Source organism: Pelomonas dachongensis (assembly GCF_043555865.1).
GTDB lineage: Bacteria > Pseudomonadota > Gammaproteobacteria > Burkholderiales > Burkholderiaceae_C > Pelomonas > Pelomonas dachongensis.
Genome location: NZ_JBIGHY010000005.1, coordinates 318890 through 338824, shown reverse-complemented (window position 1 = coordinate 338824; position 19935 = coordinate 318890). Strand labels below are relative to the sequence as shown.

The following is a 19935-nucleotide window of genomic DNA, read 5'->3' as shown; positions in this document are numbered from 1 at the left end:
CCGGATGGAATTCCCCGTTCACATTCCCTTCGTCGAGCAACTTGGCTTCCAGCTGCATGCCATCGGCGACGGTGAAGCCGAACTGCGGCTGACGGTCGCTGAGCAGCACCTGAACTCTTGGCGCGTGGCGCATGGCGGCGTCGTCATGACGCTGCTGGATGTGGCGATGGCCCACGCAGCGCGCAGCGTGAACCGACACCTCCCCGACCTCGGCCCCGGGGTCGTCACCGTGGAGATGAAGACCAGCTTCATGCGCCCCGGCGAGGGTCAGCTGCGGGCGGTCGGCAAGCTGCTGCACCGCTCCACGACGATGGCCTTCTGCGAGGGCTCGGTGTATGGCGAGGACGGCAAGCTCAGCGCCCACGCCACCGGCACCTTCATGTACCTGCGCGCACTGCCCGCTGGCCGCCAGCTGAAGCCGCTGGGCGGCGAGGGCGACTGAGCGCCCGCGGCCGAGCCCCCACAACGCGCTCGGCTTTGATTGGCGTTTTCTGAAACGTCGTTCCGATACGGGCACAATGGCGCCCAGCGCCCGCACCTGTCCTTGCGGCAGGCGCGCGGTTGGCCAGGCTGCCCATCCGGACCCTGATGGTCCTGCCCGATTCGGGATGGCACCTGGCGACGCCCGCGCCGCAGGCCCTCTGGCCTGTCGTACAGCGGCCCAGCACCCCTTCTGCACCACCCGAAAGCACCCGCCATGAAGATCGCCCTCATCATCGAGAACAGCCAGGCCGCCAAGTCCGAGATCGTCCACAACGCGCTCAAGACCGTCGCCGAGCCGCTGGGCCACCAGGTCCACCACTACGGCATGTACACGCCGGAAGACAAGGCCTCGCTGACCTACGTCATGAACGGCCTGCTCGCCGGCATCCTGCTGAATTCCAAGGCCGCCGACTTCGTCATCACCGGTTGCGGCACCGGCATGGGCTCCATGCTCGCCTGCAACTCCATGCCCGGCGTGTTCTGTGGCCTGGTCATCGACCCGACCGACGCCTTCCTGTTCGGCCAGATCAACGACGGCAACGCCATGTCCATGCCCTACGCCAAGGGCTTCGGCTGGGCTGCCGAGCTGAACCTGCAGGACTGCTACCGCAAGCTGCTGGAGAACGAGCGCGGCGCCGGCTATCCGAAGGAGCGCGCCGCCATCATGGCCAAGAACCGCGGCATCCTGAAGGATCTGAAGGCCGCCTCGTGCAAGGACATGCTGACGACGCTGAAGGCCGTCGACCAGGACCTGCTGAAGGCCGCCGTGTCGGGCGAGAAGTTCCAGGAACTGTTCTTCACGAATTGCCAGGACGACGCCATCGCTGCGCACATCAAGGGCGTGCTGGCGAGCTGAACTCCGCGCCAGCCGCTGCGCTGGCCTTCGTTCAATGAATGCGAGGGCGGGTCGCCGGCGACGGTGGCCCGCCCTTTGTGCTTCCTGGCAGCCGGCAGCCAGAATGGGTCATGAACAAGCAAAGCAGACGCAGACTCACCATCGCAGTCGGGGTGGTGGTGGTCGTGGGCTTGGTTCTCACATTTGCAGGGATGTCGGCCGAGCCTGATGCCGCAGGACTTCCTGCGGCGGCTGCGGCGCAAGCACCGTTGGTTCCGGGGCGCACCGCCGCTGTTCAGTCGACCGGGCCGTCCCCCAGCGTGCCTGTTGCCGCGCCGCCCGCAGCGACTGAAAGCCTGGTCGCCCCGACCGGGCCGCGCATTTCGGTGCCCATCGACTGGGCCCTCTATCCCGGCACGTTGCAGACACAGATCCAGCAGGCCCTGCAGAAGCACGATGGCGTCATGGCGGCGGACCTGGCGCGCAAGCTCCGGGAATGCGACATCACCGCCCGGTTGATGCGGCCCGAATCCATCCAGCGGCAGGTCGCGGCCGGCGGTGACCCTGCGTTGTCGGCGGTCAGGGACGCCGAGTTCCAGGCCTACCACCGCATCCTTGCCAATTGCCAGACGGTCGTGGGTGACCCCGTGCAACTGCGATCAGCGCTGCTGGACGTTGCCGTGGCGCGTGGCGTGATCGGCGCGGCGGTGGAGAGCTTCAACCTCGGCCAGCGCCGGCCCGAGGTGCTGGAGAGCCTTGTGCGGGACGCAGTCGCTGGGCATGTGTTCTCGTTGATACCCGTAACGTCCAACAAGCCCGCACTGTTTGGCATGTCGCTGGACCAGCAACGCAGCCTGCGCCTGGCCTTCGAGATTGCCGCGAACGATCCGGAAGTAGGCGCACTGATCCGGCCGTATGTGGGGATGGCCGAATCGCTCGCGGGTGTCTTCGTCGGCAAGCTCGGGTACCGCTTCGACCACGACGGCTTGACGTACGAGATGCGCCGCCAGGCTCAGCTCACGGCGCAGCACATCGTCGAGCGCGTCAAGGTGCCCAGGCCCGAGGTTGCGACCCTCCGATGAGCGCGCCGGGCTGCGGCCCTGCGAGACTGTCGCGATGTCTGTTGCTCCACCCCACCTCACGCTGCGCACACTGACGCGCGGCGACGGCCTGCTGGGCCTGCGGCCCCGCGGCGCCATCGGCCCGCGCGGCGAGCAGGTGACGGTGGCCATGCTGGCGCGGCGGGATGCCGACGCCGAGCACACGCTGCTCAAGATGGGTCTCATTGCCCTCGACCCCGCGCTGCTGCAATGGCGCGGACCGCCGCCGCCGCTGGGTGGCGAATCACTGTGGACGCTGGTCCAGGAAGAATTCTTCGGCGACTTCCTCGTCGAGGAAGTACCCGAGTTGCAGGCGCAAGGCTGGCAGGTCACGACCGAGCCGGGCTTCGCCCATCACAGCCAAGCGGTCAGCGGCTGGCAGCTGGGGGTCAGCGAGGCCGACGACACCGCACTCAAGCCCAGCCGTCGCGTACCGGGCACGGGCCTGGAGCGCCGGCAGGGCGCATGGCTGGTGAGCCTCGGCATGGAGGTGGACGGCGCCCGCATCGACCTGGCGCCGTTGCTGGCCAACCTGCTGCGCCGCGACAAGCGCTGGCTGGATGCCTGGGCCATCGCCGCCATCGAGGACGACGCCATCGTCAGCCTGCGAGCGCCGGGCGGGCGCCGCTACCACGCCACCGCCGCACCGCTGAAGGCCATCATGCTGGCGCTGCTGGACCTGCTGAAGCCGGCGCAGTTGGAAAAGGGCGAACCGCTGCGCCTGAACGACTGGGACGCGGCGCGGCTGCGCTGCATCGATGAGGAGTCGCGCGGCCGCTGGAAGATCCACGGCGACGCCGGCCTGCGCGCGCTGGCGCAGCGGCTGATCGCCGCAGGCACGCCGGCGGCCTTCGCGCAGCCGCCGGGGCTGGGCCTGCAGCTGCGGCCGTATCAATTGCACGGCCTCGCCTGGCTGCAATACCTGCGCGAGCAGCACCTCGCCGGCATCCTGGCCGACGACATGGGCCTGGGCAAGACGGCCCAGGCGCTGGCGCACATCTGGGTGGAGAAGCAGGCGGGTCGGCTGGACCGACCCGCGCTGGTCATCGTGCCGACATCGCTGCTGTTCAACTGGCGCCAGGAGGCCGCGCGCATCACCCCAGGGCTGAGGGTTCAGACCTGGCACGGCGCCTACCGCGCGGCCAGCGTGTCGCTGGGCGACGCCGACGTCGTGCTGACAACCTACAACCTCGTATGGCGCGACCTGCGCGCCTTGTCGAGCCAGCCTTGGCACCTGCTGATGCTGGACGAAGCGCAGTCGGTGAAGAACGCGCAGGCTCGCGCGGCGCGGGCGCTGCGCCGGCTGAACGCCCGCCACCTGCTGGCGCTGACCGGCACGCCGCTGGAGAACCACTTGGGCGAGTTGTGGTCGCTGTTTGACCTGCTGATGCCCGGTTTTCTCGGCGACTCGCGCACGTTCGCGCGGCACTGGCGCAAGCCCATCGAGCTCAACGGAGACGGTGCCCGCGCGCGGCTGCTGGCGGCACGTGTGCGGCCCTTCATCCTGCGCCGCCTCAAGAGCGAGGTGGCGACCGAGCTTCCGCCGCTGACTGAGTTCGTCAAGCGCGTGACGCTGGTCGGCCAGCAGAAGCAGCTTTACGAAAGCGTGAGAGTGGCAGCCGACCACATGGTGCGACGCATCCTGGAGCGCGACGGCTTCAGCCCGACCAGCCTCATCAGCGTGCTGGACGCGATGCTGAAGCTGCGCCAGGTGTGCTGCGACCCGCGGCTGCTGAAGGGCGTGGACATGGCGCCGCACACCGAGCGCGCCAAGCTCGAATGGTTGAACGAGCACCTACCGGACTTCGTCGCGCAGGGCCGGCGCCTGCTGGTGTTCTCGCAGTTCACCGAGATGCTCGACCTGATTGCCGCTGAACTGGACCGTTTGGGCCTGCCGCACCTGCGTCTCAGCGGCGCGACGCCTGCCGCGCGGCGCGGTGCCGTCGTGGCGCGTTTTCAGGCGTGCGAGGAGCCCATCCTGCTGGCCAGCCTGAAGGCCGGCGGCGTGGGCCTGAACTTGACCGCCGCCGACACCGTCATCCACGTCGACCCCTGGTGGAACCCAGCCGTGCAGGCGCAGGCCAGCGCGCGGGCGCACCGCATCGGGCAGCACCAGCCGGTGTTTGTCTACCAGCTGGTCGCGCAGGGCAGCATCGAGGAGCGCATGCTGGAGCTGCAGGCCCGAAAGCGCGCACTGGCCGATGGCCTGCTGGGGCAGGACGACGGTGCCAGCCTGAGCAAGTTCAGCCTGCCGGAGCTGGAGCGGCTGCTGGCGCCCCTCGAAGACGGCGCGGCGGACGCGGCCTGAGGTCAGCTGGAGGGCAGAACCGCACGGGGCCGCTGTAGCATCGCGCGCCATGACGACGCTGCCCCGCAATCTCCGCTTCAGCGTGCGCTGCGTCGCGCTGCTGGCGGCGGTGGGGCTTTCGCTGCCGGCGTTTGCGCAAACGCCGTCGGCGCCGGGTGCGCAGCGGCCGAAGGTGGGCCTGGTGCTGTCGGGCGGCGGTGCGCGCGGGGCTGCGCACCTGGGCGTGCTGAAGGTGCTGGAGGAGTTGCGCGTGCCGGTGGACGTGGTGGTGGGCACCAGCGCCGGCGCCATCGTCGGCGCGGCCTATGCGAGTGGCATGCCGCTGCGCGCGATCGAGAAGGAAATGAGCGGGCTGCGCACGGCCAGTCTGTTCCGCGACGTGGCGCGCGAGGACCTGCCGCTGCGCCGAAAGGAGGACGACGGGGTCGATTTCATCGGCCCCGAGGTCGGCCTGGGACCCAACGGCGTGCAGCTGCCCAAGGGCGCCATCTCGGGCGTGTCGCTGGAGGCGGTGCTGCGCCGGCTGACGGCGCGCCAACGCAGCGCCAACTTCGATCAGCTGCCCATCCGCTTCCGTGCCATCGCGGCGGACGTGTCGACGTCCGAGATGGTGGTGCTGGACCACGGCAGCCTCAGTGACGCGGTGCGCGCCAGCATGGCCTTGCCTGCTGCCGTCAACCCGGTGCAGCTGGAGGGGCGCCTGCTGGTGGATGGCGGCGTGGTGCGCAACCTGCCGGTGGATGTCGCGCGCAGCCTGGGTGCGGACATCATCATCGCTGTGAACATCGGCACGCCGTTGCTTGCGCGCAAGGAGATCGTGTCGCTGCTGTCGGTCGCCGACCAGATGGTGCGCATCCTGACGGCCAAGAACGTCAACCAGTCGCTCAGCGAATTGACCCCGCGCGACGTGCTGCTGACGCCCGACCTGGGCACCGTGGCCACGGCCGACTTCGACCGGCTGCCCGAAGCGGTGGCCGCCGGCGAGCGCTCGGCGCGCGAGGCCGCGGAGGTGCTGTCCAGGCTGGCCCTCGATGAGCGTGGCTATGCGCGGCTGGTGGATACCCGACGAGTGGCGGAGCAGGCCGCGGTCGGGCGCATTGACGAGGTGCGTGTGGTGGGTGCCATCAACGTGGAGCCCGCCGTCGTGCTCGCGGCGATGGAATCGCGTGCCGGCGAGCACTTCGACACCGAGGTGGCCGATCGTGACCTGAAGCGCATCTACGGGCGCGGCGATTTCGAGCATGTCAGCTACCGGGTCGTCGACGAGCCGGGCACCGGCCGCGTGCTGACGGTGGACGTCGCCGAGAAAGCCTGGGGCCCGCACTACCTGCGCTTCGGGTTGGGCCTGTCGACCGACTTCGAGGGCAACGCCTACTTCAACGCGCTGCTCAGCCACCGCTGGACCTGGCTGAACCGGCTGGGCGGCGAGTGGCGCAATGACGTGCAGATCGGTCGCACGGAGCGCCTGCGCAGCGAGTGGTACCAGCCGCTGTCTGAGGCGCAGCGCTGGTTCGTCTCCGGCTGGGGCGACTACCGGCGCGACCCGTTCGATCTCTACCAGGAGGGCCGGCGCTTTGCGCGGCTGAAGGTCACGAAGTCGCTGGTCGGCGTGGACGTGGGTGCGCCGCTGGGCACGGCGGGCGAGGTGCGCTTTGGCCTGGTGCGCGGGCGCGCCAGCTTTGGCACCGAGGTCGCGCCTTTGCTGGTCAGCGACCTGCCCAGCGATTCGGTGGGCGGCCTGTCGCTGCAACTGCGGTTCGACGAGCTGGACAGCGTGCGCTTCCCGCGCTTCGGCTATGCCGCGTCGGTGAAGTGGCAGCGTTCGCTGGGCGCGCTGGGTGCCACCAGCGTCTACACCAAGCTCGGCGTGGACCTGCGCGCCGCCTACTCGCTGGGGCGCCACACGCTGCGCGCCAGCCTGACCGGCGCCGGCGCGGTGGGGGCCGACAAGGAGCTGCCGGCGCACGAGCTGTCGCAGCTGGGCGGCTTCCTGCAGTTGTCGGGTTATCACACCGGTGAGTTCGTCGGGCGTGGCATGCGCTTCGGGCGCCTGATCTACACCTACCAGCTGCGCCAGGGCGGACTGCTGGAGGGCGCCTTCGTGGGTGTGTCGGCCGAGTCCGGCCGCATCGGCGACGCGGTGAGTGGGCCGGACAAGGCAGCCAGCCGGCGCGGCAACGCGATCTTCCTGGGGGTGGACACACCGGTGGGCCCCTTCTACCTCGGCTATGGCCGAGCCAGCGCCAACGCGCAGGCGGTGTACCTGTACCTCGGGCAGCCTTGAAGCCCGCCGTGACCTCGGCCGGCGTTGCGCTCGATCAGGGCGGCAGCGGTCGGATGCTGACGCCCAGGCTGCCCGGCGGGTGGTGGTCGTTGAACAGCTGCCACACGCGGCCGCTGCGCGCCACGTGCACGAACGCCGTTCGCAGCGTGCGGCGCTCGGCCTCGTCCAGGCTGCGGCGCGACAGGTACAGGCCGCTGGCACTCCATGCCATTTCGTCCAGCGGCTCCACGCGCAGCCGCTTCAGCAGCGGCGTCAGCTCGGGCTCGTTGACCAGCGTGCCGACCAGGATGGAGGCCGCCATCACCGTGCCGTGTGCCAGGCCCTGGCGCAGCGCGCGCGTGACACCGCTGGGGTCGGGCTCCTCGATCAGGCGATTGCGCTGGCGCAGCGCGGCGATGGCCTCGTCATAGGCTGCACCGAACGAAAAGCCGCGCACGACCGCCAGCTTGTAATCCGGCTGGGCCAGCATCTCGGCCAGCGAGCGCGGCACAGGCGCGTCGCCGTCCAACGTCAGCAGGCTCACGCGGACCTGGATCAGCGGCACGAACTCCGCCGTCGCATCGCGGGCGGGTGTGGCGGAGGCCGGAATGAGGATGTCGGCCTGGCCGGCGTCGAACATCGTCTGCAGCCGCGCGCGTGGCACCTTGCGCAGGTCCATCTGGCATTGCGAGGCGGCGGACACCTCGCGCAGCAGTGTCGGATAGATGCCCTGGGCCTTGCCGCCGTCGAAGCTGACGCTGCGCCCGATAGGCGCCAGCGGCACGTTGACGGCCCGGGTGCAGGCGGCCTGGGCGCTGGCGGCGACCAGCCAGCCCATCAACCACCAACCTGATCGCGTCCGCGCGTTCATGTCCCGTTGCCATCAGCCCTGCTGGGCCGATTGTGCGGCACGACCCGGCGCTCGGCCGCGTCGAACGCGAGCTGCATCGCGATGGCCAGAGCCGCGGCGGGCAGGGCGCCGGCCAGCATCAGCGCGGGGTCGTTGACCGCCAGCCCGGCAACGATGCGTTCGCCCAACCCCCCCGCGCCGACGAAGGCCGCCACGGTGGCCGTGCCGACGTTGGTGACGGCGGCGGTCTTCACACCGGCCAGCAGCATCGGCAGCGCCAGCGGCAGCTCCACGACACTCAGCGCCTGGCCGCGCGTGAAGCCGAGCGCCAGCGCCGCCTGCACCAGACCGCCCGGCACCGCCTGCAGGCCCGCGTGCGTGTTGCGCACGATGGGTAGCAGCGCGTAGACGAACAGCGCCAGCAGCGCCGGCAGCCAGCCGATGCGCCCGACCACGGCGATCAGGAAGGCCAGCAGCGCCAGCGAGGGCAGCGTCTGCAGCAGACCCACGGCGGCCATCACCGGTGCGGCCAGCCGCGGGAGCCGGTGTGCGGCAATGCCCAGCGGCACGGCCAGCGCGGCGGCCAGTGCCAGCGAGCCCAGCACCAGCAGCAGGTGCTGGCCGAGCAGCCGCGGCAGGTCGGGGGCCAGTAACCGCTGCATCAACCCCGACGCGGGCGGGGTGCCAGTGGCCGTCGCGGCGCCGAGGAAGCTGCGCGCCACGACCGCGAAATCCTGTCCCTGCAACTCGGCCGCGGCGTTGAGGCGGATCATCTGCGCCTCGTCCAGCCGGCCGGCAAGCGGAAGCAGCGGCGCCTCGTCGACGCCCTCGCGCATCAGCAGCACCGCGTCGTAGCGGGGGAAGAAGCCGCGGTCGTCGCGCAGCACGCGCACCGGCTGGCGGGCGAGCTGCGCATCGGTGGTGTAGACGTCAATGAGGTCGACCTGGCCGTTGGCCAGTGCCTGGTAGGCCAGACCGTGGTCCAGCCCGTTGCCCGGCGCCAGCTTCAGGGCATAGGCCCGCCGCAGCGCCGGCCAACCGTCGGCGCGGGCGATGAACTCGTGCGACAGACCCGGCTTCAACGCCGGCGCCCGGGCCGCCAGGTCCGAGATCGTCGCAATGCCCAGCTGCGCCGCGTCGGGCTCGCGCATGGCCAGCGCATAACTGTTGTTGAAGCCCAGCGGCACGGCGGCCTTCAACCCCAGCGGCTGCAGCCAGGCGTTGATCTGCGCCAGCGGCGCCTGCGCGTCGGCCGGCGCGTTGCGCTGCAGCAGCTCGCGCACGATGGTGCCGGTGTACTCGGGGTAGAGGTCGATCTGACCCTCGCGCAGCGCGGCGGCCAGGATGGCGGTGTTGCCCAGCCCCTGGCGGTGCTCGGCCGCCACGCCTTGCGACTGCAACGTCTGGCTGACGATTTCGCCCAGCAGATAGCTTTCGGTGAACCGCTTGGAGCCGACCTTGAGGGTCTGGGCATGCAAATTGCTGCATAGCCATACAAGGCCCATCAGCACGGCGAAGCGACGCAGGTTCATGAGCGGCAATGCTGCCTCAAAGCCGGTAGTCCTCGTCCTACGCAAACGGCAGAACGTCTCCGAATGCAACAGCGCGGTTGCGGTCCCAAATTGAAGTCCCATCCAGAACCCAGGAGTACCCCCATGTCCCGAGCCACCGATCTTCTGCTTCGCCAGCACAGTGACAGCCTGGGCGCCCACCTGCGCCAGTGCCGCCGCCTGTCGGATCGCAGCTTGCGTGCGCTGTGCTCGCTGGAGGCTCTGGACGCTGCCGTCGGCCACCGGCTGTTCACCACCGTCGTGTTGGGCGGCGTCGTGATGGCGGTGTTCCTGAGCTTCTCCGCCTGAGCGAAAACCGGCAAATTTTGCCGAACGGACAAGCGGCCCCGCAGGGGCCGCTTTCTTTTTGCCGATCACACCACCGCCGGTTCGGCACGCGGCACCTGGGCTAGCTCGGGCACGGGCACCCACAGCTTGAGCTCGCCCGGCTCGTCCGCGAGCACCAGCACCTTGCCCGGGGGCAGGGCACGGAAGCCGGCCGGCGCCTGTGACTGCCCCGAGGCGCGCTGCACCAGCAGCTCGATGACACGGCCCTCCACGTCCAGCCGCACGCGCGCCTGAGACCAGTGGGGCGGCAGGCAGGGCTGCACGCTGAGGTGGCCGGCGGCCAGCTGCACACCGCAGATGCTTTCCACGGCCGCGCGCAGCAGCCAGCCGGCGGCGCCCGTGTACCAGCTCCAGCCGCCACGGCCGGCATGCGGTTTCGCGGTCTCGATGTCACCCGCCACGGCGAATGGCTCCAACCCGTAGACGGCGCCATGCGCGCCGCGATGCGCCGGGCTGATCGCCGTGAAGGCCGCCCAGGCCCGGTCCGCCTGGCCCAGCCGTGCGCTGGCCATCAGGGCCCAGGTGGCGGCATGGTTGTACTGCCCGCCGTTCTCGCGCACGCCGCCGGGGTAGGCCTGGATGTAGCCGGCCTCGGGCTGGTGGTCCTTCAACGGCGGCCACAGCAGTCGCAGCAGGTGGGCGTCGCGGTCGTGCAGCTCGCGCCAGGCACTGTCCAGCGCCTGCGCCGCGCGCGCGGCGTCGGCCGCGCCGGTCAGTACGGCCCAGGCTTGCACGATCAGGTCGATGCGGCATTCGCTGGCCGTGTGCGTGCCCAGCGGCGTGCCGTCATCAAACCAGCCGCGGCGGTACCACTCGCCGTCCCAGGCTTTGGCGTCCAGCGCGGCCGACAGTCGGTCGCGCGCCTGCTTCCAGCGCTCGGCCCGCGCCTGCTCGCCGCGGGCGAGGGCCATGGGCCGCAGCGCGTCGATGACGCCGCACAGGAAGAAGCCCATCCACACGGACTCGCCGCGGCCCTCGGCGCCGACGCGGTTCATGCCGTCGTTCCAGTCACCGGTGCCGAACAGCGGCAGGCCGTGCGCGCCCACGGGCAGGCTCACGTCAATGCTGCGTGCAGCGTGCTCGTACAGGCTGGCCGTCTCGCTGCTGACCTCGGGCGTCTCGTAGATGTCTTCCGCGCCTTCGGGCACCTCGCGGCCATGGATGAAGGGCAGCTGTTCGTCGGCCAGCGCCGTGTCGCCGGTGCGCTCGGTGTAGAGCGCCAGCGCCAGCGCCAGCCACAACCGGTCGTCGGCGAAATGCGTTCGCACGCCGGCGCCGGCAGGTTCGTGCCACCAGTGCTGCACGTCGCCCTGCGGGAACTGGCGGCGCGCGTGGCGGCGGATCTGCTCCGCGAGCCGCTCGGGCGCATGGCCCACCAGCGACATCGCGTCCTGCAGCTGGTCGCGAAAGCCGAAGGCGCCGCCGGCCTGGAAGAAGCCTGCGCGGCCCCAGATGCGGCAGCCCAGCACCTGCGCTGGCAGCCAGTGGTTGACCAGCGCGTCGAAACCCGCGTCAGGCGTGGCCACCTGCACGGCGTTGCTGAGGCGGCGCCACACCTGGCGTTGCGCGGCGAGCCGGCGCAATGGGTCCTGCTGCCAGGCATTGCGGGCCAGCTCGCGAGCGGCCACCAGCGAGGGCGCATGGCCCAGCAGCACGGTGGCGTGCCAGGCATGGCCGGCCTCCAGGCGCAGCGCCACAGCCAGCAATGCGGCGGGATCGGTGCCGGGGCCGGCCTGGCCGTCCAGCGCCTGCGGCATGACCAGGCGGCCCTCGCCGTCGAACAGCAGCCGGCGGTCGCCGCTGGCCTCGACGGCAGCGTGCCACTGCCGCGGTGGGTTCAGGTCAGCCGCGAAGCCGGCCTGCTTCGGCCACGGCCACAGCGCATGGTCCTCGGCCAGCTCGGGCAACGCATCGGCCGTCACGTCGCCGCCGCGGGTGGGCCGCAGCGCCATCCACGCCGTCTGGCCGCCGAAGCCGTTCAGCCCGTCGGCCTGTGTGGCCAGCACCAGCACCGGCGCGTCGGGGCCAGCGCTGACTGCAGGACTCTCGATGCGCGTGACCACGCTCCGGCGCGCGCCGCTGTCCATGCCCAGCTGCCATTGCGCGGCGGCCAGCAGCCTCAGGCGGCGCGGCGCGCTGCCCGGCGCGGCGTGCAGCTCCACCTGGCACTGGCGCACCGCGGTGTCGGCGTCCACGGTCCAGCGCAGCCGCACCACCATGCCGGGCAGCGTGAAGGCCATCGCCGTGGCGCCGGGCAGGTGGGCCACGGCCTGGTGGTCGCTGGCGCGACCCAGCAGCCAGGCGCAGCCGCTGTCCAGGCAATGCAGGATCAGCCACTCGCCGGGCGAGTCCAGCAGCGCGTCGTTGGACCAGGGCGTGATCTGGTGCAGCCGGCTGTTGGCGGCCCAGGCCATGCCGGCGCCGCGCTCGGACACTTGGCAGCCGAAGCCCTCGTTGGCGATGACGTTGACCCATGGCCGCGGCGGCTGGGCCTGCGGTTCCAGTTCGAAGCCGCAGGCGCCGCTGGCGGTGTCGAAGTCGTACGCCGGCTGCTGAGCGCCCGGCTCCGCGTGGCGCCACTGCACATGGATGGCGCCAGCCTCGCGGCGCGCCTTGGCGGCCTGCTCGTGCGGGGCGGTCAGGCGCTCCAGCGCCTGCGCCAGCGGCCGGCCGTCGGCAAACCACCGCACGCGCGCCAGCAGGTTCAGCGCAAAGCGCGTGTCGTCCTGCACGGCGGCGTCCGCCAGCACGTGCAGCTTCGCGCGGCCGCGGATCTGCTCGGCCAGCGAGCGCAACGCGCGCGACACCGGCGCCAGGTAGGAGGCTGGCTCCGCGTCCAGCACGACGATGTCCACCGCCAGCGGGCTGCCCTGCGCCTGCAGCAGCGCGCACAGCTCGCGCACCATCATCACGCCGGTGGTGTCGGCCACGCGGATCAGGATGATGGGCGCGTCACCCGAGATGCCGTGCCGCCACAAGGCGTCGCGCTGGAAGCTACCTTCCAGCGCTGCCACGCCTTCGCGCGCGGCCTGCGAGGTCAGCAGCGTCTGCAACGACAGCCCGGCACGCCAGGCGCCCGGGGCCAGGCCCGCGCCCTGCGTTCGCACGCCTGCCATCGTGTGCGCCAGCGTCAGCGTGCGCTCCCGCAGCGGCTCCTGCGCGAGCTTGTCCAGCACGTGGTTCAGCGTCTGCGCATCCGCCGCCGCGGCGGTGGACACAGTCAGCATCACGCGGCTGCCGGGCGGCAGCGTCAGCGTCACGTGGATCAGCGAGATCGGATCGTTGCCGGTGTCCAGCTCACCGGCGGCGCTGGCCAGGCCCGTGACCTGGCCGTTGATGAGCGCCTTGGCCTCGGCGCGGGCGATGGCGCCGCCCGGCTGGCCGGGCCGGCCGCCGCGCGCCAGCCAGTGCGCGCGGTCGGCGCCGGCCTGCAGCCGCTCCAGCCGCGCGCCGCCCTCCAGCTCCAGGCCGGACAGCGCGTGCATCGCATGCACGGCCTGTTCCTTGTGGCCGCGCGGCAGGCGCTCCCAGCAGAGCGCACGCTTGTCCGGCAGCCAGTGGGCCTGCAGGAACAGCTTGCCGAAGGCCGGGTGTGCCAGGTCTGCGCGCGCCGGCGCCAGCACCGGCTCGAAGCTGGACACCAGCACGATGCGGCGGTCGCGGTCCGACAGGTTGCGCAGCGTGACGCGGCGCAGCTCCACGTCGTCCTCCACGGCCACCCACACCTCCGTGTGCGCATGCAGTTGCTCGCCCTCGGCCGTGAACTGCGCGCTGGCCGGATGCAGTCGTGCGCCATAGCGCCATTGCGGGCCGGGCGTGGGCCGCAGCGTCAGCGAGCGCCAGGGGCTGGACTCGGGGCCGCCGCGCCAGCTCTGCTCGGTGCTGGCGGGCCAGGGCGTGTCCAGGTCCCGCAGGTGGAGGTGGTGGCCCAGCAGGTCTTGCGCGAGGTCATCGTGCCAGCGGTTGACCAGCACCTGCTGGCCGGGCTCGCCCCATATCAGCGTGCCGCCGCCGTGTTCGCGCAGCATCGCGGTCAGCTTGCCGTGACCCAGCCAGGCGGTGGCGGGCAGCGCGCGTCCGCGCACGTCGGGCACCGCCAGCGACGTGTGCGTGCGCCGCGGCACGGCACGGCGCGCCGCGCGCGGCGGCTCCACCAGCGGCGCGACCTCGTGCGGCGCGCGCTCGTGCAGCAACCAGCGCACGGCCGACAGCCGCGGCTCGGCGTCGGCCCAGCGCTGCGGCGCGCCGCCGCACAGCACCTCGGTCAGCGCAATCAGGCTCATGCCATGGTGGTGGCTCATCGTCGTGGCGATGCGCTGCAGCTTCGGTCCCGGCTGGTCTCCCGAGGCCTCGGGCTGCCGGCTCGGGGTGTAGTCCAGCGCCTCCATGAAGCCGGTGTCGTGGCGCGCGCCCAGCGCCTGCAGGTGGCGCAGGTTGGCGACAGCCGCACGCGGCATCACCATCGTGGCCATCAGCGTCGCGTAGGGCGCGATGACGATCTCGTCCGGCGGCGTGTCGCGCAGCGCCAGCGCGGCCGTGCCCTGCGGGCCGTACTGGTAGGCGAGGCTCTCGTCGCGCTTGGCATACGCGCTCTCCGAAACGCCCCACGGCAGGCCGCGCGCCTTGCCTTCGCGGATCTGCTCCAGCACCGTGGCGCGCGCCGCCTGTTCCAGCGCGCTGCCGGCCGGTTCGTCCAGCACCAGCGACGGCATCAGCATCTCGAACATCGACCCCGACCAGCTTTTCAGCCCGGTCACCTGGCCGCGCGAGAAGAACGGCCGACCCAGTGCGCCCCAGTGAGACGCCGGCAGGTCGCCCTTGGCGATGGCAACGAGGCTGGCCAGCCGGGCTTCGGACGCCAGCAGGTCGTAGTGGTTCAAGTCCAGCCGCTCGGTGCCATGCTCACAGCCCATGGGGGCAACCGCGCCGATGTGCAGCTGGCGGCGCTGCGGGTCGTACAGCCAGGAGAAGTCGTGGGCGAGCGCCAGTGCCCGGGCGCGCGCCGCCACACGGTTCAGCGCGTCAGACACGTCGGCTGGCGGCGGGAAGCCGTCGCCACCGCGCGCGAAGCCCTCGCAGGCGGCAGCCACCACCAGCAGGTGCGCGCACAGGTTGCCGCTGTCCACGGCCGACACGTAGTACGGTTCCAGCACGGTCAGTCGCTGCGTGTCGACCCAGTTGTAGACGTGGCCGCGGTGCTTGGGCAGCTGGTCCAGCGTGTCCAGCGTGCGGCCGACGCGTTCCGCCAGGCCCACGTCGTGCAGCCAGCCGAACTCGCGCGCGCAGCAGGCGGACAGCAGGTACAGGCCGATGTTGGTGGGGGAGGTGCGGTGCGCCACCGCGACGTCAGGGTCGAACTGCACGTTGTCGGGCGGCAGGTCGTGGTCGTCCTTCGTCACCCAGCGCTCGAACCAGCGCCAGGTATCGCGCGCGATGCCCAGCAGGTAGTGGCGGTCGTCGTCGCTGAGCGCCTCGCGGCGCGGCCGGGCGCGTGGCCGGCTCGCCAGCGCAATCCACAGCGGCGACAGCAGCCATGCGGCCAGCAGCGGCAGCGCCTCGCCCCAGGCCAGCGGCACGCCCAGCGACGCCGCCGCCATCAGCGCGACTGCCAGCACGCCACTGGCCAACGTCAGTTTGCGGTGCTGGCGCCACAGCGGCCCCCAGTCTGTGCGGGCGGCGGCTTCCGCGGCATCGGCGGTGGTCCATTCCAGCAGGCCGCGGCGCGTTCGGTAGTGCCGCCACAGCGCGCGCGTGATGGCGTCCAGCTGCAGCCACGTGGCGGCCGGCAGCATGGCCAGGTGCCACAGCGTGCTGCCCGCCGCGCGGCCCAGCTCGATGAGCGCCTGGCGGTAGAAGCGCGGCAGCGAGATGCGGTCGCGCGTGGGCGCGCAGCCGGCCAGCGCCCCCATCAGCGGGCCGGCGCCGAAGGCCGCGGCCACAGCCGCCAGCGCCCAGCCGGGCGTCAGGCCCACGCCCAGCCACGAGGTCACCAGCAGCACCAGCGCCGCAGGTGCGACGAGGCTGCGGCGCAGGTTGTCCAGCATCTTCCAGACGTGGATGCCGCGCAGGCCCCAGCGACGTGCGTTGGCGATGAAGGGCAGCAGCTGCCAGTCGCCGCGCGTCCAGCGGTGGATGCGCGAAGCGGCCACGTCGGCGTGCATGGGCGCAGCCTCCACCAGCGTCACGTCGCTGACGCCGGCGCAGCGCATCAGCGAACCTTCCAGCAGGTCGTGACTCAAGACTTGGCCCTCGGGCAGGCGGTGCGCCAGCACCTGGGCGGCGGCCTGCACGTCGATCAGACCCTTGCCGGACGCGCTGCCCTCGTCGAAGAGGTCCTGGTAGACCTCGGAGCTGGCTGCGCTGTACGGATCCAGTCCCGGCTGGCCCGCGAACAGGCTGTGGAACCAGGTGCCGTGAACGGTGGAGCTGCCGGCTGCGGTGGCCAGCGGTGTGGCGATGCGCGGCTGCAGCATGCCGTGACCGTGCACGACGGTGATGCCGCCCTGCGGCGTGGTGGCCACGCGCGGGCGGTTCAACGGGTGAGCGGCGATGGCGACCAGCTCGCGCAGCGCGCCGGGGGGCAGGGCAGTGTCGCTGTCCAGCGTAAGGAGGTGGCGCGTGTCCGGCGCGGGCTGCGACAGTTCTCCCAGGTCCATGAAGCGGTCGGGCAATGTGTCCACCGGCTGGCCGGCCAGCAGCGCCACCAGCGCCTCGGTCTTGCCGCGCTTGCGCTCCCAGCCGATCCAATGCTGCTCTGTCTCGCTCCAGCGCCGCTCGCGGTGCAGCAGCAAGAAGCGCGGTCGCCCGTCGCAGCTGGGGCCGTGGCGCTCGTTGAGAGCGCGCACGCCGGCCAGCGCCTGGTCGACGAGGGACTGGTCGTGAGGGAGGTGCTGGGACTTGGCATCGCTGAAGTCGCTCAGCAGCGCGAACTGTGCTTGCGATTCCAGGTTGGCCAGGTGGTGGCGCTCCAACTGCGCGAGCAGCGTGGCGATGCCCTTGGGCCCGGTCAGCATGCAGGGAATGACCACCAGCGTGCGGGCCTGGGCCGGCACGCCACCGGGCCACGACAGGCGCGGCAGGCGCAGCGGCGGCGCGCATTCGCTGATGAGCCGGTTGGCCAGCGCCACGACGGCCTCGCTGACCGGCAGCAGCGCCAGCACCAGGGCGGCGGCGATCATCCAAGCACCGGCGCCGGCGGGCAGGCCCACGGCCAGCAGTACGCTCATGGCCGCAGCGCCCAGCAGCAGCAGGCAGCCCAGGTAGAGGCTGGTGCGGTGACGCAGCAGTGCGGCCGTGGCGCGCTCCGGCCAGCGCTCCTTGACGCGAAGTTCCTGCAACAGACGCTGGCGGCCGCGGCCGGTCAACCAGTGCAGCGGCGCGCGCTCGGCGTCGTCTGCGGCCCAGTCGGAGTCCGTACACAGCAGGCGCAGCACCTGCGCCACTTCGGCCTCGGGCAGGCCATGACGGGCGGCCAGGGCCTCGATGGCGTGCATCGTGCGGTCCTGCGTGCTCTCGTGCTCCTGGCGGTAGACGTCGATGTGGCCCAGCGCCCTCAGCGCCGGATGCACGGTCTGGAACAGCCCCGCCCAGTCGGCCGCGCCCATGCGGCGCAGGCTGCCGATCGCGTTACGGATGCTCTGGTGGTCGGCGGCGCTTTCGCTCTGTTCATGCGCCTGGGCGAGGGCGGCGTCGGGCAGGTTGTCGTTCAGCCACAGCCGCGCGGCGGCCCAGACCGAGCCGGGCTCGTCCGCGTGGTCGGGCAGGCCGATCTGGCGGTCCACCAGACGCTCGTGCAGGCGCAGCGCCAGCGCGTCGACGGCCGGGTCGCGCGGCCAGGCGCGCTGCCACTCGGCCAGTTGGTGTTGCACGGCCTCGGGGGTGAGCTGCGGCAGCGCCTCGAACAGCCGCTGCGCGGCGCGCCGGCCGATGTGGCGCCAGGCCGCGCGTTCGGCGAGCCGGCGCAGGTTTTCCACCAGCACTACGCGAAGCGTGGACGGCAGCGCCCACAGCTCGCGCAGCTTCAGCGCCTGGGCGTCGTGATGGCCTGCCAGGAAATGTCGCATCACCGTCAGGTCCAGCGAGCTGTCCGCGTGCGCCACCCAGGCCCAGGCGACGCCGTAAATGCGCGGCAGGCCTTGCAGCGGCTCGTCGGCCAGGCGTGGCAGGCGCTGGAAGTAGCTGCGCGGCAGGTCGTGCAGCACCTCGTCGAGCTGTTGCTGGACCAGGCGGGCGTTGTCCAGCAGCCACGCGTGCGCGGGATCGGTGTCGGCCTGCAGGCCTTCCTCGGACAGCACCTCCAGCGCGGCGCTCCACACCTCCAGGTTGCTGCGCAGCCGCGGCGAGAACGGCCGCGGCTTTTGATGGTCATCCTCGACGCGCTGGGCGGCGGCGAGGCTGCGGCCATGTTCGGCAAAGCGTTCGCTGCCGAACTGCACCGCGCGCACGGCCGGCGCGGCGGCCTCCGGGCCGGCGGCGAAGCGCAAGAAAGCGGTGGTGGCGCCGGCAGGCGTCAGTTCCTGCGGCGCTGGCGCAGGTGGCAAAGCTGTGGACGAGTCGGTCATGCAGGCACTGTCGGTGGCCCCGTCCATGGGGGACAGCGGCTCGCGTGCCGTGCGCTTGTCAGCGCATTCCTACAGCTGGCGTTACATGCAGCAAACATCCTCACGATGCGAAAAGCGCACCGTTTTTGCCTGAATTTCTAGGGGGCTCCCCGGGGCGCCCGGGATCAGCGCTGCTTTCGGAGCCGGTGCGCGAGTTCGAGGTACTCGGGGCCCACGCGTGCAGGCGTTGCATCTGCCAGATGGGCCCGCAGCACACGTTTGAGCGTCTCGGGTTGCGGCGTCAACGGGCCGGCGAAGCGCACGTGCTCGCCGTCGGCGATCAGCAGCGTCGGGAACGTCTCGATGTCCAGCTCGCCGATCAGCTCGGCCTCGTCCTCGATATCGATCCAGCGGGTGTGCAGGCCGGCCTGCGGCAGTTCGGCGCAGGCGGCTTCAAAGACTTGCTGGTACGACTCGCAGGTGCGGCACCAGGCGGCGCAGAGGCAGGCAACGTGAAGAGACATGGGCGGCATGGTGCCACGTGCCCCGGCGGACCATCTACTTCAAGCCGGCCCACCAGCGCCGGTTGGTGCGCGGCTGGCCTACGGTCAGTACCTCGCCGATCTCCGGCGTGGCCAACGCGATGCCCTTCGCCGCGGCGAGGTCGGCGATGCGGTCCAGCGGGTCGTGCCAGGTGTGGAAGGCCAGGTCGAAAGTGCTGTTGTGCACCGAGTACAGCAGCCGGCCGCGCAGGTCGGTGAAGGCCCGCACGCTCTGCTCGGGCGTCATGTGCACGGCAGGCCAGTAGGGGTCGTAGGCGCCGTTCTCCATCAGCGCGATGTCGAAGCCGCCGAAGCGATCGCCGATCTGCTTGAACCCGCCGAAGTAGCCCGTGTCGCCGCTGTAGAAGATGCGCTGGCCACCGCTTTCCAGCGCCCAGGAGGCCCACAGCGTGCGGTTGCGGTCGGCCAGCGTGCGGCCCGAGAAGTGCTGGGCCGGTGTGGCGGTGAGCTTCACGCCGGCATGAGTGGCGCCCTGCCACCAGTCGAATTCCTGCACTCGCTCGGCTGGCACGCCCATGTCCACCAGCCGAGCCTTCACGCCCAGTGGTACGAAGTAGCGCTGCACGCGCTGTGCAAGGTACTCGATGGTGGGCACGTCCAGGTGGTCGTAGTGGTCGTGGGACAGGATCAGGCCTTCGATGGGCGGCAGCTGCTGCAGCTGCAGCGGCGGCGCGTGGAAGCGCTTCGGGCCGGCAAAGCTGAACGGCGACACGCGCTCGCCGAACACCGGGTCGATGAGCCAGTACCGGCCCTGCAGCTTCAGCAGATGCGAAGAGTGGCCCAGCCGCACGATGTGGTTGGCCTGCGGGGCCAGTGCGTCGAGCTGCGCCGGTGTCAGCGGCCGCACGGGGATGGGGTCCTTGGGCACCGTCCCCACCTTTCCGGAGAACAGGAAGCGCGACCAGATGGCCCAGCCGCTGGCGCTGGCGGGCGCATCGGCATTGGGCGGGTTGACGAAGCCGCCGTTCTTGAACTGCGGCGAGGCGCGATAGGGGGAGTCCGCGTCGCCGCTGGTGGCGCAGCCGCTGAGGGCACCCAGCGCAGCCATGAAGGAAAGTCGCAGGAAGGCTCGCATCGAGTCAGTGTGCACGACCC

11 protein-coding genes are annotated in these 19935 nt (G+C 71.3%); 6 read left to right on the top strand and 5 right to left on the bottom strand.

The window, feature by feature from the left end:
* Positions 1–4 precede the first annotated feature (4 nt).
* The 5 genes from ACG02S_RS15775 to ACG02S_RS15755 all read left to right on the top strand — a co-directional run bounded on the left by ACG02S_RS15775 (position 5) and on the right by ACG02S_RS15755 (position 7010).
* Positions 5–442, top strand: a complete 438-nt coding sequence (locus tag ACG02S_RS15775; RefSeq protein WP_394471425.1) for a PaaI family thioesterase — start codon at positions 5–7, stop codon at positions 440–442.
* 255 nt (positions 443–697) lie between these two features.
* Complete coding sequence (locus ACG02S_RS15770; RefSeq protein ID WP_394471424.1) at positions 698–1339, top strand: RpiB/LacA/LacB family sugar-phosphate isomerase; 642 nt, start codon at positions 698–700, stop codon at positions 1337–1339.
* Between the two features lie 110 nt (positions 1340–1449).
* Positions 1450–2400: a hypothetical protein gene (locus ACG02S_RS15765; RefSeq protein ID WP_394471423.1), complete on the top strand. Its 951-nt coding sequence runs from the start codon at positions 1450–1452 to the stop codon at positions 2398–2400.
* Positions 2401–2434: 34 nt separating this feature from the next.
* Complete coding sequence (locus ACG02S_RS15760) at positions 2435–4726, top strand: DEAD/DEAH box helicase (RefSeq protein ID WP_394471422.1); 2292 nt, start codon at positions 2435–2437, stop codon at positions 4724–4726.
* A 49-nt stretch (positions 4727–4775) separates the two neighbouring features.
* Entirely contained in the window at positions 4776–7010 is a 2235-nt protein-coding gene (locus ACG02S_RS15755; protein WP_394471421.1) for a patatin-like phospholipase family protein, read from the top strand.
* A 34-nt stretch (positions 7011–7044) separates the two neighbouring features.
* Here ACG02S_RS15755 and ACG02S_RS15750 read toward each other — a convergent pair whose 3' ends face one another.
* Both ACG02S_RS15750 and ACG02S_RS15745 read right to left on the bottom strand, forming a co-directional pair.
* The gene (locus tag ACG02S_RS15750; protein ID WP_394471420.1) at positions 7045–7827 is read right to left on the bottom strand and encodes a substrate-binding periplasmic protein; all 783 of its coding nucleotides are present in this window, start codon (positions 7825–7827) and stop codon (positions 7045–7047) included.
* Positions 7828–7856: 29 nt separating this feature from the next.
* Entirely contained in the window at positions 7857–9371 is a 1515-nt protein-coding gene (locus ACG02S_RS15745; protein WP_394471419.1) for an ABC transporter permease/substrate-binding protein, read from the bottom strand.
* A gap of 123 nt (positions 9372–9494) precedes the next feature.
* Between ACG02S_RS15745 and ACG02S_RS15740 the strand changes: the two genes are divergently transcribed.
* Entirely contained in the window at positions 9495–9698 is a 204-nt protein-coding gene (locus ACG02S_RS15740; RefSeq protein ID WP_394471418.1) for a hypothetical protein, read from the top strand.
* A gap of 65 nt (positions 9699–9763) precedes the next feature.
* Here the strand turns inward: ACG02S_RS15740 and ACG02S_RS15735 are convergent, their stop codons facing one another.
* From ACG02S_RS15735 to ACG02S_RS15725, 3 genes are all read right to left on the bottom strand, one after another.
* Positions 9764–18298 carry a GH36-type glycosyl hydrolase domain-containing protein gene (locus ACG02S_RS15735; protein WP_394471417.1) on the bottom strand — a complete coding sequence of 2845 codons (8535 nt, stop codon included), beginning with the start codon at positions 18296–18298 and terminating at the stop codon, positions 9764–9766.
* 164 nt (positions 18299–18462) lie between these two features.
* Positions 18463–18801, bottom strand: a complete 339-nt coding sequence (locus tag ACG02S_RS15730; protein WP_394471416.1) for a thioredoxin family protein — start codon at positions 18799–18801, stop codon at positions 18463–18465.
* A 34-nt stretch (positions 18802–18835) separates the two neighbouring features.
* Positions 18836–19888 (bottom strand): MBL fold metallo-hydrolase, encoded by a 1053-nt coding sequence (locus ACG02S_RS15725; RefSeq protein ID WP_394471551.1) that lies wholly within the window; start codon positions 19886–19888, stop codon positions 18836–18838.
* Positions 19889–19935: the final 47 nt, after the last annotated feature.